Origin of the sequence: Stenotrophomonas sp. SAU14A_NAIMI4_8, from assembly GCF_003086695.1 — a bacterium.
In the GTDB taxonomy this organism is placed as follows: Bacteria; Pseudomonadota; Gammaproteobacteria; order Xanthomonadales; family Xanthomonadaceae; genus Stenotrophomonas.
In genome coordinates this window covers 2,352,180-2,366,899 of sequence record NZ_CP025999.1, presented here as the reverse complement: position 1 = coordinate 2,366,899, position 14,720 = coordinate 2,352,180, and the positions used below count along the sequence as shown (strand labels likewise).

The following is a 14,720-nucleotide window of genomic DNA, read 5'->3' as shown; positions in this document are numbered from 1 at the left end:
GACGCGGTGCGTCGCTGGCGCCTGCTTCACCTTCCATGCACTGGTTTTCCTCCCTTCCAGCTCTGTTGCGCGGACGCGCCTCCTTCGACGGTGAAGACTGCGATGTCAGTGCGCTGCGCCGATACCAGCACCGCGTGCTGCTGTGGGGCGGGTGCCTGCTCAGCTTCGCCGTCGTTGCGGGTGTGGTCGCGTTGGTGCTGCTGCATGCCAGCGGCTTCCAGACACGTCGCCTGGAGGGGCTGCAGCGCACCCATGCCGCTGTCGAGGCGCATCTGGTGGCGGCGGACGCGGCCCACCAGCGCATGCTGAACATGGCCGAGTATGCCTGGCGACATCGTCCGGACAGCGACGCCGCTACCCGACTGGCAGAGCGGCAGCGCTACCTGGCCGGCGGCCAGCGGATGATCGTCAGCGCCGGGCCTGAGAGCGCTCCGCAGATGGTGTTGGGGGTGGGGACCGAGACCTGGCCGCTTGCCCGTCTCGACCGCTATCTCACGTTGGCCCATTCGCTGTCGGTGATCCGCAGGCTGAGCACGCCGCAAGGGGAAGCGGATACCGCTGCCAGCGGTTTCTTCTTCGACCCGAGCCACCAGTTCCTGGTGCTTGGAGATGGCCTGACCGAACAGCGCCTGCTTGCGGCCACCGGCGCCGAGCATCGCGCTGGATTGTTCCAGCAACTGCAATTGCTGTCCTCGTCCTCCGCAGATGCCGGGAACGCGTCGGGCGCCGCTGCGCGGGGCGGCGATGGTGCGATGCAGATCGCACTGGTGCGCGATCCCGTGTACGCCGCACCTTCGATCGCCGTGCGGCTTTCAGCGCACGACAAGACAGGTGCAATCGGTACCTTCGTGACCCTGGAGCCCACGGACCGGCTGGTAGGGGTGATGATGGCTGCTGATCGTGGCACGTCATTTGTGGTTGCCGCTGATGGCCGGGTGGTTGCGGGTACTGCGGACGCGGCGGAACTGCCACTGGCTAATGCGGTGCGTGGACTGCGCGCAGGCAGGCAGGGTGATGGGGCCGTGGTGGCGTTCCGGCGAGGGCTCCGCTTCTATCAGGCGCTGCGTGTCGCCGGCACCGACTGGCTGCTGGTGAACACCTATTGCGTGGGCGACATCGCTCATGATGGCCGGCGACTGTATGGTGTGGCTGCCGCGCTGGGAGGTGGGTTGCTGCTGGGCCTCTGGACGTTGCTTGCCTGGCTGCACTGGCGTGTATTCGGCCCGGCGCTGGCGCGTGCCGCGCGGGTCTACCAGGGAGAGCAGCTCAGCCGTTCCCTCATCCAGTTGTCGCCGGTGGGCCTGTGCCTGATCGACCGCGGCGAGGCCCGTCCTGTCCTGCAGAACGAGCTGATGCGCCACTATGCGGCCGCGGCTGAGCGCAGCGGCATGCCGCTGTACCTGCAACTGGTGCAGCTGGCATCCGAGCACGAATCGGGCGCCGGCACGTTCCAGGCGCCGGTGGAGTTCGAGCTGCCTGTTCCGGCAAACGATACATCACCCGGCCAGCAACTGCTGGTGGGTGCGGTGGGCGCCACCTACCAGGGGCGCAGCGTACTGCTGTGCGCACTGCGCGATCTCAGTGCGCGAGTGGAGCTTGAGCAGCAGCAGGCGCAGGCACGCCAGGCGGCCGAAGCGGCAAGCCAGGCCAAGGGCATCTTCCTGGCGACGATGAGCCACGAAATCCGCACGCCACTGCACGGCATCCTTGGACACCTGGAACTGCTGGGCCGCTCCTCGCTCGATGAGGATCAACAGGCCCGACTGCGTCGCATCAACCAATCGGCCGACTCGCTGTTGCAGATCATCAACGACGTGCTGGATTACTCCCGTGCAGAGGCGGGCCAGCTGGAGCTGCACACCGAAACGTTTGAGCCGATCGTCCTGCTGGAACGGGTTGCCCTGCTGTTCGCGCCGCTGGCCGAAGCCAAGGGACTGGTGATGGACCTGTCAGTGGATGCGTCCGTGCCTGCCCAGGTGGAAGGCCCGCAGGCGCGCATCGAGCAGGTATTGCGCAACCTGGTCAGCAATGCAGTGAAGTTCACCCTGTCCGGCCGCATCGCGCTGCGTGCGCGGGTGGAACTTCAGGGCGAAACACTGTTGCTGCAGGTGGAGGTGGCTGACTCAGGTATCGGTTTGGACCCGTTGCAGCTGGAGCGATTGTTCCAGCCCTACGTGCAGGCCGATGCCAGCATCATCAGCCGCTTCGGTGGGTCCGGCCTGGGGCTGTCGCTGTGCCGCGAACTGTGCATGCGGCTAGGCGGGGAGATCCATGCGCGCAGCACGCCTGCGGTCGGCAGCGTGTTCACCTTCGCGGTACCGGTGGGGCGTGTGGCTGGCGCCGCGCCTCGGCCGCTTGCAGGACGCAGCGTGGTACTCGTCTCGGCGGCGGCCGGCTGGAGCGAGGAACTGAGCCGACGCCTGCAGGCATGGGGCGCCCATGTGCAGGTGTTCGATGATCCCGCGCTGCTGGCCCAGCACGATGTCGATGCGGCTACGCCGCTGGTGCTGTTCGAGCGGGGGCCAGGTCGGGAACTGCCCGCCGCCGTCGAGGACGGGCGCTGCGTGGTCCGGGTGAGTGCCAATGGCCCCCTGCGAGCGCAGCGGCGGGGATCCACGTGGCGGGTATCCTGCTATTCCGGCGAGTCGCTGCTGCAGGCGCTGCAGGCACCGGCCCGACCAGGGCAGCGGCTGCTGGCGGTCGGGCAGGGCTTGGACTAGATTCATCGCGGGCGACACCGCACGACTTCATTCAAGGGGAATCTCCATGCTTCCGGCCGTGCCTGCAGCGAACAGCAACCAGATCGACGCACTGCGCAGGCTGCAGCGACGCCTGCTGTTCGGCGGGGGCGGCCTGATCAGCATCCTGATCGTGCTGACGGCCGTAGCCAGTCTCGTCGGTGGCATCGGCGCCTTCCATTCACGCGAGCGGCAGACCTTCCAGGAGGCGCAGTCGGCACTGGATTACTTCCTGTCCCAGCGCGACCGTGCCTATGCCAACAGCATCAATGCCAACGACGCCTTGTGGACGGACCAGCGCGACGAGCTGCGGCGACTGGGCGCGCCGTTGCTGCCCTCTTTCCACGCGCAGGGACAACAGCTGGTGGTACGCGCCGAAGGACGAGCGTCGGTGCCGTGGCTGGTACTTGGCAATACCGCACAGCCGATGCCGGCAGGCGAGCTCGAAGCCTACCTGGGCATGCTGCACGAGTATTCGGCCTATACGGCCGGGACCATCACTGCCTTGCAGACGCAGGGGCCGATCATCATGTACGCGTATGAGCCCAAGGGGCGGCTGCTGGCCGTAGCCGGTGTGATCGACGAGGCCCAGCTGCTGCAGACCCTGCGTGTGCCGACCCGTGCCCAAGCGTTCGAGAAGCTGATGCAGATGGAAGCCTCGGTGGGTGATCGGACGCCCGCGCCGGGCCCGGTGGCGAGCGCCGCGCAGGGGCGCCGCCTGGTGTCATTCCTCGGTGACAATCCACTAAACGGTCAACCGGCACTGATCGGCGTGATGACGATGGCCCGCGCCGACGTGCCGTACTTCCGGCGCGTGGTGTTCGAATCCATCGACAACCTCAAGGAACGACTGGAGGCTACCGATCCTGGCAGTTACCTGGTGACCACCGGTGACGGGCGCGTGGTGATGGCAGGCGGTCCGCTCGCGCAGTCACCCGCAACGCTGGCTGCAGCGCTGTCGGATGCGTCGTCCGCCGCTGGGCAGCGCCAGTACCACGATGGATGGTTCCTGGTCAGCGGTCCACTGCGCGGGGTGGATTGGCGCCTTACGCATCTGTACGGCTGGGCGGACCTGTGGCGCGAGCAGCACGCGGCGATCCTGCTGCGGGTGTTCACCGCACTGCTGATCCTGGCTGCACTGTGGATGCTGCTGTGGCGGATGGACCGTCGCGTCTTCGCACCGGCGCTGGCCGATGCCTCGCGGGTATATGAGAGCGAAGCGCTGAGCCAGGCCATCATTGGTACCGCGCCGGTTGGCTTGGCGCTGCTGCGCCGCCGTGATGGTGCCGCACTGCTGCAGAACCAGGTGGCGCGCGAACTGGTCGGCGAATCCGGCCAGGAAGCAGCCGTGCCGGAGCTCTATGCCCAACTGGTCGCGCACGCGCGCGGGCTGCTGCCGGCCCGTGGCGGTGAATTCAACTGGGCGCTCGACGCCGGTACCAACGACGCCCGCCAGCTGCAGGTCGCCCTGGCGGCAGCCAGCTACCGCGACCAGGCCGTCTGGGTGTGCGCGATGCGCGATGCCACCGCGCAGGTCGAGCTTCAGCAAACGCTGCAGCAGGCGCGGCAGGATTCGGAGCGCGCGCGCGAAGCGGCCGAGGCAGCCAGCCGCGCCAAGACCGCGTTCGTGGCGACGATGAGCCATGAGATCCGCACGCCGCTCAATGGCGTGCTGGGACATCTTGAGCTGCTGGCCCGTTCGCCGCTGCAGCCGGACCAGCACGAGCGCCTGCAGCGGATTCGTCTGTCGGCCGATTCACTGATGGCGATCATCAGCGACGTGCTGGACTTTTCCAAAATAGAAGCGGGGCAGCTCGATATCGATCCGCTGCCGTTCGCGCTGCGTGCGCTGATCGAACAGGCTGCGCTGCTGTACGCCCCGGAGGCCCAGCGCAAGGACGTAAAGCTGTACTTCGCCATTGATCCCGCGCTGGATGAGGTCTTCATCGGCGACGTGCATCGTATCCGCCAGATCCTCAACAATCTTCTGAGCAATGCGGTGAAGTTCACCGCATCCGGTCGCATCACCCTGCGCGCCGAGGATGCTGGTGGAGCAGGCGGGGAACGGCAGCTGCGCTTGCAGGTGATCGATTCGGGCATTGGCCTTTCAGAAGAACAGGTCGCCTCGCTGTTTCGACCTTTCCAGCAGGGTGATGCCAGCGTGTCCCGCCGCTATGGCGGCAGCGGGCTTGGGCTGGCGTTGTGCCGGCAGCTGGCGCAGCTGCTCGGCGGCAGCATCCATGTGCAGAGCACCTTGGGCGTGGGTAGCGTGTTCACTCTTGACGTCCCCGTTCAGCGTTCAACGGTTGCGGCGGCGCCGGACCAGCCGCTGTCCGGCTGCCGCATTTCCCTGCTGTCGTCGGCGCAGGAGTGGCGGCAGGAGATAGGGCAGTTGCTGCACCGCTGGGGCGCCGAGGTGACGGTGATCGAGCGGCCTGCGGATGGCGCCGCGGGGGCCGCGCTGGTGATCGTCGGCGAGCGCCGGGCCTGGACCGAGGATGAAGAGCTGGCGGTACTGCCCAGCTATGCCAGGGTACTGCGAGCCTATCCCAGGGGACCGTTGTCGCCTGAGCAACGCGATGATGCGGTGCACGTCTCCTGCTACGCCAGTCCGGCACTGCTGCAGGCGCTGCGCGGGGATGGGATGCCCGTGCTGCGGACGCACGGTGCGGTGCCGCAGGCCGGAGCACGCCGCACGAGGGGCCGCGTTCTTCTGGTGGAGGACAACCCGGTCAATCGGGAACTGATCCAGCAGCAGCTGGAGGAGCTGGACTGCCAGGTCGATGCGATGGAAAACGGGCAGGTGGCTCTGACTGACTGGCGATCCGGACTATGGGATATCGTGATGACCGACATCAACATGCCGGTCCTTGATGGCTACCAGCTTGCACGGGCGCTGCGGGGTCGCGGCGAAACGCTGCCGATCCTGGCCGTAACGGCTACTGCGCTGGCCAGTGAACGCGAACGCTGTCGCGCGGCGGGCATCGACGACCTGCTGCTGAAGCCACTGGACCTTGCCCGGCTGCAGGCGATGCTGGACCGCTACCTGCAGGCGCCAGCATCGTCGCCACGGCTGTGCGCTGTCGCAGGAAAGGACAAGCCGCACAAGCTGCGTGCACTATTCGTGGAAACCAGTACCCGCGACCTCGACAGGATGCAGGCCACAGGCGAGCGCCGCGACGACGCGGCGTTGCTGGAACAGCTGCATGCGCTGAAGGGCGTACTGCTGATGATGGGGGAAAAGCCGCTTGGCGCCCGCTTCGGCGATGCCGAGCGCTTGCTGCGCGAAGGACAGGCGCTGCCGGAACACGAACGCATCGCGCTGCTGTCCGATCTGCGCCATCTGATCGAAGCCTATCGCGATGGCCTGCGGGACGAAGCGTGAGCAGGCTGCCGCTATCAAGTATCCGGCTTGGCGGTGCGCAGCCCCAGCTCGCTGGCGAACTTGAACAGATCGGCATCCTTGTCGATGCCGAGCTTGGCCATTCCTGCGGTCTTCTGGGTACTGATCGTCTGCTTGCGGCGGTCCAGCCGGGCTGCGATTTCATTGATGCTAAGCCCCGACACGAACAACGCCAGCACCTCGTGCTCGCGCGGCGAAAGCGCCGCAGTGGCACGTGGCGCCCTGCGTGTGGGGAGCAGCTGGGCGATCGACGGCGACAGGTAGCGACGGTTGGCCCAAGCGGCCGCAATCGCCGCCGGCACGTGGCTGGTGTCGTCGGCCTTGCTCAGGATGTGGTCGATGCCGCTGGCGTGCAGCGCCTGGATCATCGCCGGCTGGTCCAGGCCGGTCATCACGATCAGACGCAGGTCCGGAAAGTGCGTGCGCAGATGGTCAAGCAGCTGCAACCCGTCACCGAAGGCGCCGCCTGGCATCGCGTAGTCGGTCACCACCACGTCGCAGGCGGTCTGCTCGAGCAACGTGACCAGCGCAGAGGAATCGCCCACCGCGCCGATGCAGGACAGGGTAGGTACTTCGTCGATGGCGGCTTCGATGCCCATGCGGATGACCGGATGATCGTCGGCGATGGCAACGCGTATGACGGGATGGGACATGGGAGACCCTGTTGAGTAGGCCGACAGAAATTGCCGTAGTTTGCGTTGACCACTATAAGGCAGCCGCCCCTGCTCTGGCAGGCCGTGCGGCGCGCCATCACCGGAGGAAGCAAGCATGCCGTTGAACATCGTTGTGGCCGATGACCATCCGGTCCTGCTGGCCGGCATGGAACACCTGCTGCAGGCTGTGCCGGGCCTGGCTGTTGTCGGGCTGGTGCGGGACTCCACCGAACTGGTCGATCTGCTCAGCCGTACAGCCGTCGACGTGGCGGTCTGTGATTTCTCGATGCCCAACGGCCGTTACGGGGATGGCGTCACGCTGCTGCGCTTCCTGCAGCGCCGCTTCCCGGCCCTGCACCTGGTGGTGCTGACCGGCATGGAAAGCCCCTTGGTGCTACGCTCGATCCAGCGGGCCGGGGTGTCGTGCATCGTCAGCAAGAGTGACCCCCTTGAACAGCTGGTGCCAGCGGTACACGCCGCCAGCTGCAGGCAGGCCTACATCTCGGCGGAGATCGCGCGGCTGATCGCCGGGGACGGCCTTCGGGGTGAGGTGCAGGTGGCCGGAGGGCTGTCGAAGCGTGAGTCGGAGGTGCTGCGGATGTTTGCCGAAGGGCTGAGCGTGATGCAGATTGCCGAGCGCGTTGGACGCAGCCGCAAGACCGTCAGTACGCAGAAGGTTGCAGCGATGCGCAAGCTTGGATTGCAGCGCGATGCGGACATTTTCGAGTACGCGCTGACGCATGGCCTTGTGCAGGCGTCACAGAACGCACGCGCAGGCGCAGGCGGTGAAGGATCCACCGACTGATTGAAGACCGGTCCGATGGACCCGGCATCGTCCATGTCTAGGCTCGGAGACGGACCCCTTGCTGCGGTGATGACGTGCCCGTTCGAGACGACCCCCGATTGACTACCCTGCTGCTGCACTTCACCCGGCTGCCGGCAGCGGCGCAGGCGCACTTCCTCGAACTGTTGAACCACTACCTGTTTGCCTCGCCGAAGCGCCGCAGCCAGCTACGCCGTCATTGGCACCTGCAGGCGCCCGCCGAGGACGATGGCGATGACGTGTGATCCCGGGTAAGGCGCGGTCTGCGCCCGTGGCCGAAATCTCGGCCGGGTCCGATGGAGGCCATCGACTTAGATTCCTAGCATTCCTCCCGTAGGCCAATGAACCGGCCTGCCGGGAAGGACGCTTATTCCCCAGGTGTCCCGCCCGTTCCCGGCCCCGCCGCTCTCCCCGGCGGCGGGGCCATTCCTCCGCCTCGCGCGGATCACACCTGTGAAGAAGAATCCAACACCATGAAGCTCCTCCCGATTGCTTCCGCTGCAACCCTGCTGCTGGCCGCTGCGGCCGCCAATGCCCAGTCCTACGGCTCGGGCATCATTGAGTTCACCGGCGAAGTGACCGACCTGACCTGCACGATTTCCGGCGGTGCAGGTGCCATCGGCACCACCAACATCACCGTGCCGATGGACGCGGTCCAGGCCAACCAGCTGGCAGCCGCCGGTGACATCGCCGGTCTGCACCCGTTCCAGCTGGTCATTGGCGGCCCGGGCCAGGGTACCTGCCAGAACGGCAAGATCGCCGAGCTGTACTTCGACCCGACTGCGGGCCAGGTGGACGCCGGCAACGGCAACCTGCGCAACCAGGAAGCCAATGCGCCGGCCGTCAACACCCAGATCCAGGTGCTGTACAAGAACGCCGTGGTGGACCTGCGCGATCCGTCCTTCAAGACCGATCCGGTGACCATCGCCAACAACACCGCCGTGATTGACATGGCCAGCCAGTACGTCGCCGTCAATGGCGCGGCTGCGCCCGGCTTCGTGCAGTCGTACGTCAACTACAAGGTTGTCTACAACTGATGCCGCGCGGGGCCGTCGGCGCATGCCGGCGGCCCTGTGGCCGGCCTCATCCATGAGGTGATCCATGCTTTCCTTCAACCGCATGCTGTGTGCCGGCGCGCTCGCCATTGGCACTTTGTTCGCCCAGGCTGCCGACGCATCGGTGGTGATTGGTGGCACCCGCGTGGTCTATCCCGCGCAGGACAAGGAAGTCACCCTCAAATTCATGAACGAGGGCGAGCGCGCAGCGCTGGTCCAGGTGTGGCTGGATGATGGCGACGACCAGTCGACGCCCGATACCGCCCGTGCCCCGTTCGCCGTGGCGCCTCCGGTGTTCCGGCTGGACCCGAAGAAGCAGCAGACCGCGCGCATCATGTTCACCGGTGCAGCGCTGGCCGCTGACCGCGAAACGCTGTACTGGCTCAACATGCTGGAGATTCCGCCCAAGACCGGCAGCAACGGCGCCAACATCCTGCAATTCGCCTTCCGCACCCGCATCAAGGTCTTCTACCGTCCGCCGAACCTGACGGGCGAGCCGGTGCTGGCGCACCAGAAGCTGCGGTGGTCGTTGCAGTCCGGGCCCAAGGGGCTGCTGCTGCGGGCCGATAACCCGACCCCGTACTACGTCAATTTCGCCAGCGTCGGCCTGCTTGTCGCAGGCAAGGAGCTGGGCAGCCAGGGAGGCGGCATGGTCGCGCCGTTCGCGCAGGCCGAGTTCCTGCTCGACGGGGTGAGCGGACGTCCGCCGGGTGAACTGAAAGGCGCGGTCACCGTGATCAATGATTTTGGTGCGCTGGTGCCGACCCAGGTGGCCCTGCAGCCCTGATCCCCGGAGAACCTCCTGATGAACGCCCCGAACCGGGCGCCGGGCAACGGCGCCTGCCGCCCGCTGCGTGCCCGGCTGCCGATACTGGTGGCGGCCATCCTGTTCGCCCGTGCAACGACGTCGTCCGCGTCGACGGCAGACGATGAAGTGTCCTTCGATGCCGCATTCCTGCCGGTCGGCGCTTCGGCGCGGCTGGACCTGGAGCGCTTCACCCAGGCGGACTACGTGGCGCCAGGAACCTACCGTGGGGACATCCGCCTCAATGGCCAATGGCAGGCACGCACCGATATCGTCTATCGCGAGGTGGATGGCAGCTCGCGCCTGTGCCTGGACGCCGAACGCCTGCAGGGTTATGGCATCGCACCCTCGCGGCTGCTGGCCGACCCGGCTCAGGCACCGCTGCGGCCGTGGCCGCAGGGCGAATACTGTGAGCCGCTGGGCGATCTGGTTCCGGGCGCCACGGCGGTCTTCGACGCTGGCACACAGACCCTGGATCTGCAGGTGCCCCAGCTGTACCTGCGCAATGAGGCACGCGGCTATGTCGATCCCAGCCAATGGGATGCGGGCATTCCGGCGCTGGCGGTGGGCTACAACGCCAATGCCTACCACTACAACAACGGCAGTCGTGCGCGCTATTCGGGTTTCGTCGGCCTCAACGCCAGCGGTCGTGTGGCTGGCTGGCAGCTGGTGCACCAGGGTGCGCTGACGCTCGGCGGCAGCCAGCCGCAACGCTACCGCTCCAGTGCCGCTTACCTGCAGCATGACGTCGTGCCGTGGAAGGCGCAGCTGACCGTGGGCGATACCGCGACCCCCGGTGACCTGTTCGAGAGCGTGCGCCTTCGTGGCGTACTGCTGGGCAGCGATGACCGGATGCTGCCGCAGTCGCAGCGCGGTTTCGCGCCGGTCGTGCGCGGTGTGGCCGAAAGCAACGCGCGGGTGATCGTGCGCCAGCGCGGCGCGGTGCTGCACGAGGCCAGCGTGGCACCCGGCCCGTTCGAGCTGACCGATCTGTACCCGACCGGCTACGCCGGCGATCTGGAAGTGGAAGTGCGCGAGGCCGATGGCCGCTCGCGCCGCTTCAGCGTGCCGTATTCGGCGGTACCGCAGCTGCTGCGACCGGGCCAGTCGCGTTGGAGCGCGGGCCTGGGCCAGGTTGATGAGAACGGCCTGAGCGATGCCCCGGGGCTGCTGCAGCTGCAGTACCAGCGAGGCCTCAACAATGCGCTCAGCGCCTACGGCGGCGTGTCGGCCGGCGAAGACTACCGCACGGCGGTGGCCGGTGCCGCTTTCAATACCGCGTGGGGCGCCCTGGCGGCCGATGTCTCGCTGGCGCGCACCGCCGTGCAGGGCCTGCCGGTGATGTCAGGCAGCAGCTTCCGGCTCGCCTACAACCGTAACGTGGTGCGCACCGGCACCAGCTTCGCCGTGGCCGCGTACCGCTATGCCACGCGCGACTACGTGAGCCTGCGCGACTGGGCCTCGCTGCGCGATGCCCGCGCCCGCGACCAGGACGCCGACAGCGTGGCGCGGCAGCGTAACCGCATGGACCTGAGCATGAACCAGCAGCTGGGCGAGCGCGGCGGACAGCTGTTCGTCATCGGAACCCGTCGCGATTTCTGGAACGCGCCGGGTCGCCAGTTGGATCTGAGCATCGGCTACAGCAACCAGTGGAAATCGCTGAGCTACAGCCTGAATTTCCAGCGCACCCGCGATTCGATCGATTTCGGCCGCGGCTACCTGCAGGACCGCGTGCCGGGTGCGGATCTGCCAGTGGCACGTGCGCAGGACGCCCGCGTGGACAATCGACTGATGCTGATGGTGTCGCTGCCGCTGGGCCGCTCGGCACGGGCCCCGCTGGGCAACCTGATGCATACCCGCAGCCGCAACGGCGAACCTGCCACCCAGCTGTCGACCAACGGAATCTCCTCGCTGGATGACCGTTTCAGTTATGGCGCGACCCTGTCGCGCATCGCGGGCAGCAACAGTGTTGATCTCAATACCGGCTATCGCGGCGCACGCGGACAGTGGGCGGCCAGCATCAGCAACGGCAGCAGCTACACGCAGCTGGGCCTGGGCGCCTCCGGCGGCGCGGTGCTGCACGGCGACGGACTGACCCTGTCGCCGCCGCTGGGTGACACGGTGGCGTTGGTACACGCGGCCGGTGCGACGGGCGCGCGCATCGAGAACGGGGGAGGCGCGCGGCTGGACAAGCGAGGCTATGCGGTGGTGCCGTTCCTGACGCCTTACCAGCTGAACACCATCTCGATCGATCCGAAGGGCACCGGTTTCAATGTGGAACTGCAGGAGACTGCACGCAGCGTCGCGCCGCGTGCCGGTGCGATGGTGCGGCTGGATTTCAGCACCCGCAGCAGCCACGGCCTGATGGTCGATGCGCGCACCGAGGACGGCCGGCCGCTGCCGTTCGGCGCCGAGGCCACCGATGCGGCCGGCAGCAACGTCGGCATGGTCGGGCAGGGCAGTCGCCTGCTGTTGAGCGGCCTGCAGGACTCCGGACCGGTGCAGGTGCAGTGGGGCACCGGCGCGGACCAGCAGTGCGTGCTGCAGGTGCAGATTCCCGCTGCCCGTTCCACCGATGGCTACACCGTGATTGACGGACGCTGCCTGCGACCGACGCCCACCGCGAATTCGCACCCCGCTGCGCCGCCACCGCTGGCCGCGCTGGAGAACGCTCCGTGAACGCCTTTCAATTCGTGATTCGCCTGCTGCTGGCAGTCCTGGCGCTCGCCTGGGCCAGCAGCTCGGCGTCCGCGCAGAACTGCCGGATGGCCGATGGCAACAGCGCGCTGGTCAACATCGCCAATCTCAACGGCTCGATCACGGTCGGCCCCGACGTGTCGGTGGGGACCGAGATCTTCCGGGCGACCTACTATGCCGGCCCCAGCAATCTGGTCAACTGCACCGCAGGACGGCTTGACCGCATCCGCCAGTACACCTCGCTGCCTTACCGCGCGTCCGGCTACGTGCACCCGCGCTACGGCACGGTGTATGAAACCAACGTGCCGGGCGTCGGCGTGGCAGTGTGGTTCAACGGCAGCGGCTTTCCCATCGTCACCGAAGGTGACACCCAGGTGCAGCCACCCACTGTCTTCCAGTACTGGCCGATGCAGTCCTACGACGTTAGCCTGATCAAGATCGGCCCCATCAGTGCGGGAACCGTGACCGGCGCCAACCTGCCGCAGTTCGAGTACCGCATGACCGGGGTCAACCGCAACGTGCTGCTGTGGAGCGGCCGCGTGCAGGGCAACCTGAGCATCGTCTCGCGCACCTGCTCGACCAGTGACGTGCCGATCGACCTGGGAACGCATCAGATGAGCGAGATTCCCACGGTCGGCAGCGGCACCGGCTGGGTGAACGTGCCGGTGGTGCTGCGCAACTGCCCCGCGTTCTTCGGCCGCTACCGCGGCCACCTGACCACCGGGACCGTGCAGACCGCCAACGGACGGGTCGACAACAGCATCCGCTTCCGGGTCGATCCGGTCACGGCCGTGGCCGATCGCACCCAATCGGTCATGGCGCTGCAGGACGACGGGGTCAACTTGACCGCAACCGGCATCGGAATCCAGATCGGTACGCAGACCCAGGACTCGGTGGGCTTCAATGCCATGCGCGATTCCGGCCTGGCACTGACCGAGGTCAACAACGCGCAGTACACGCTGATGCTGCGGGCACGCTACTACCGGCTGAATGCCGCCGCATCGTCGGGGCAGGCCAACGGTGCTGCCACGATCACCCTGGAGTACAACTGAGATGCGCCTGCTGCTCGCCATCGCGCTGCTGCTGTCCGCGCTCCCGCTGCAGGCAGCGGACCTGACCGTGCGCTTCAGCGGACGCTTCCAGCCGGGCACCTGCCAGTTCAGCGTGGCCGATGTCGACGTGGGCACCTTCGAGGCGCCGTACTTCAGCAGCAACCCCAGCTCGCCCGCGGTCAGCTTCGTACTCAACCGCAGCAGCTGCGCCGCCGACCTGCGGGTGCTGCATGTGCGTCTGGCCGGCAATGCCGACAGCAGTGATGCGCGCTACTTTGCGGTGCCCGCCAACGGCGGCGTGCGCGGCCTGGCCGTGCATCTGTACACATCGGGGCGGCAGACGCTGGCGCCCAACCAGCCTGGATTCGACTGGTACACCAGCGGCTCGGCGGCCGGTGGCTATCTGCTCTACGCGCAGCTGATCCGTACCGGCACGGTATCGGCCGGCACCCTTCGTACCCCGGTGACCGTCCAGGTCACCTACAACTGAGAAACCACCATGCATCGTTCGACCGTTGTGCTGATGCTGGCCCTGGCCACTGCGAACGTGCAGGCACAGGACAGCCAACCCTTTTCCGTCTCCGGCGAAATCCTGCCCGGTGCCTGCCGCGTTTCGTTCCCCGATGTCGATCTGGGCTCGCATTCGGCGACCCTGTTCACCGGAAGCTTTGGCACGCCCTACGTGGATTTCAACGGCACGGTCAGCGATTGCGACCCGCTGGTGACGCGCGTGGCGATGACCTTCGACGGCAGCGCCGACGCCGACAACGCTCAGCTGTTCCAGGGCGTGAAGGGGGTGGGCATCGAGCTGGTGCGTGTGGTTGGCAGCACGCCCGTGCCGATTCCGCCGGGAAGCCGCACGCAGTACGTGACCGCAGCCGGCAGCTATCCGTTCCGTGCGCGCTTCCTGCAGTCTGCCGCCAGCGTGGGGGCGGGCCGGGTGACCCGGCCGATCACCGTCTCGCTGTCCTACAACTGAGGGCCCGCCATGCGTCGTTTCCGCTCCCTGTTGCTGATGTCCGGCCTGTTGCTGTGCGCTGCTGCCGCGCAGGCACAGACCGCCACCACCACCAATTTCAACGTCACCGGCACCATCCTGCCCGGGGTATGCCGGATCGCCGTGGCCGACGTCGACCTTGGCACCTACCAGTCGACCCAGTTCACCGGTGCGTTCACTACGCCGTTCCAGAACATCAACGTGGTGGTCAGCCAGTGCGATCCGTTGATCACCCGCGTCGGGCTGCACTTCGACGGCAGTGCCGACGTCAACGATGCGACCCTGTTCCAGGGCGTGGCCGGCATCGGCATTGAGCTGCAGCGCACCAGCAGCGGGGCACGCCTGCGGCCGGGAGGATGGACGCAGATGACCACTGCGGCCGGCACTCATGCGTTCCGCGCGCGGTTCGTACAGAGTGCGGCCGCAGTGTCCGCGGGTACGGTCAGCCGGCCGATCACGGTCTCGATGACCTACAACTAGCCCTCCTCATTGCGCTG

General features: G+C 67.0%; 12 protein-coding genes. 11 read left to right on the top strand and 1 reads right to left on the bottom strand.

All coding sequences use genetic code 11. The features are described from left to right. Positions 1 to 35: 35 nt before the first annotated feature. Positions 36 to 2,720 carry an ATP-binding protein gene (locus C1930_RS10905; RefSeq protein ID WP_108771728.1) on the top strand — a complete coding sequence of 895 codons (2,685 nt, stop codon included), beginning with the start codon at positions 36 to 38 and terminating at the stop codon, positions 2,718 to 2,720. Between the two features lie 46 nt (positions 2,721 to 2,766). Next, entirely contained in the window at positions 2,767 to 6,123 is a 3,357-nt protein-coding gene (locus tag C1930_RS10900) for a hybrid sensor histidine kinase/response regulator (RefSeq protein ID WP_108771727.1), read from the top strand. Between the two features lie 14 nt (positions 6,124 to 6,137). Here C1930_RS10900 and C1930_RS10895 read toward each other — a convergent pair whose 3' ends face one another. Next, positions 6,138 to 6,911, bottom strand: a complete 774-nt coding sequence (locus C1930_RS10895) for a response regulator (RefSeq protein WP_234412642.1) — start codon at positions 6,909 to 6,911, stop codon at positions 6,138 to 6,140. Between C1930_RS10895 and C1930_RS10890 the strand changes: the two genes are divergently transcribed. The 9 genes from C1930_RS10890 (at position 6,910) to C1930_RS10855 (ending at position 14,703) form a co-directional block, all read left to right on the top strand. Further along, positions 6,910 to 7,599, top strand: coding sequence for a response regulator transcription factor (locus C1930_RS10890; RefSeq protein WP_108771725.1), 690 nt, complete (start codon positions 6,910 to 6,912; stop codon positions 7,597 to 7,599). The two genes, C1930_RS10895 and C1930_RS10890, sit on opposite strands and share 2 nt — an antisense overlap. Before the next feature lie 98 nt (positions 7,600 to 7,697). Beyond that, the gene (locus C1930_RS20290; protein WP_159093597.1) at positions 7,698 to 7,862 is read left to right on the top strand and encodes a hypothetical protein; all 165 of its coding nucleotides are present in this window, start codon (positions 7,698 to 7,700) and stop codon (positions 7,860 to 7,862) included. A gap of 228 nt (positions 7,863 to 8,090) precedes the next feature. After that, a complete protein-coding gene (locus C1930_RS10885) occupies positions 8,091 to 8,654 on the top strand; it encodes a fimbrial protein (protein ID WP_108771724.1) in 564 nt (187 codons plus the stop codon). Positions 8,655 to 8,718: 64 nt separating this feature from the next. Next, on the top strand, positions 8,719 to 9,459 hold the full coding sequence (locus C1930_RS10880; RefSeq protein ID WP_199912352.1) for a molecular chaperone: 741 nt from the start codon (positions 8,719 to 8,721) through the stop codon (positions 9,457 to 9,459). A gap of 18 nt (positions 9,460 to 9,477) precedes the next feature. Further along, positions 9,478 to 12,156, top strand: coding sequence for a fimbria/pilus outer membrane usher protein (locus tag C1930_RS10875; protein ID WP_108771723.1), 2,679 nt, complete (start codon positions 9,478 to 9,480; stop codon positions 12,154 to 12,156). Continuing rightward, on the top strand, positions 12,153 to 13,226 hold the full coding sequence (locus tag C1930_RS10870; protein ID WP_108771722.1) for a fimbrial protein: 1,074 nt from the start codon (positions 12,153 to 12,155) through the stop codon (positions 13,224 to 13,226). The genes C1930_RS10875 and C1930_RS10870 overlap by 4 nt, the downstream gene beginning before the upstream one ends. A 1-nt stretch (position 13,227) precedes the next feature. After that, on the top strand, positions 13,228 to 13,716 hold the full coding sequence (locus C1930_RS10865; RefSeq protein ID WP_159093596.1) for a fimbrial protein: 489 nt from the start codon (positions 13,228 to 13,230) through the stop codon (positions 13,714 to 13,716). Between the two features lie 9 nt (positions 13,717 to 13,725). Then, positions 13,726 to 14,205, top strand: a complete 480-nt coding sequence (locus C1930_RS10860; RefSeq protein ID WP_108771720.1) for a fimbrial protein — start codon at positions 13,726 to 13,728, stop codon at positions 14,203 to 14,205. 9 nt (positions 14,206 to 14,214) lie between these two features. Beyond that, positions 14,215 to 14,703, top strand: coding sequence for a type 1 fimbrial protein (locus C1930_RS10855; protein WP_108771719.1), 489 nt, complete (start codon positions 14,215 to 14,217; stop codon positions 14,701 to 14,703). Positions 14,704 to 14,720 lie beyond the last annotated feature (17 nt).

Excerpts from the sequence above, each read along its gene's own strand:
- C1930_RS10905 (WP_108771728.1), top strand. The coding sequence starts at position 36 with ATGCACTGGTTTTCCTCCCTTCCAGCTCTGTTGCGCGGACGCGCCTCC.
- C1930_RS10900 (WP_108771727.1), top strand. The coding sequence starts at position 2,767 with ATGCTTCCGGCCGTGCCTGCAGCGAACAGCAACCAGATCGACGCACTG.
- C1930_RS10890 (WP_108771725.1), top strand. The coding sequence starts at position 6,910 with ATGCCGTTGAACATCGTTGTGGCCGATGACCATCCGGTCCTGCTGGCC.
- C1930_RS10895 (WP_234412642.1), bottom strand. The coding sequence starts at position 6,911 with ATGCTTGCTTCCTCCGGTGATGGCGCGCCGCACGGCCTGCCAGAGCAG.
- C1930_RS10885 (WP_108771724.1), top strand. The coding sequence starts at position 8,091 with ATGAAGCTCCTCCCGATTGCTTCCGCTGCAACCCTGCTGCTGGCCGCT.
- C1930_RS10880 (WP_199912352.1), top strand. The coding sequence starts at position 8,719 with ATGCTTTCCTTCAACCGCATGCTGTGTGCCGGCGCGCTCGCCATTGGC.
- C1930_RS10875 (WP_108771723.1), top strand. The coding sequence starts at position 9,478 with ATGAACGCCCCGAACCGGGCGCCGGGCAACGGCGCCTGCCGCCCGCTG.
- C1930_RS10865 (WP_159093596.1), top strand. The coding sequence starts at position 13,228 with ATGCGCCTGCTGCTCGCCATCGCGCTGCTGCTGTCCGCGCTCCCGCTG.
- C1930_RS10860 (WP_108771720.1), top strand. The coding sequence starts at position 13,726 with ATGCATCGTTCGACCGTTGTGCTGATGCTGGCCCTGGCCACTGCGAAC.
- C1930_RS10855 (WP_108771719.1), top strand. The coding sequence starts at position 14,215 with ATGCGTCGTTTCCGCTCCCTGTTGCTGATGTCCGGCCTGTTGCTGTGC.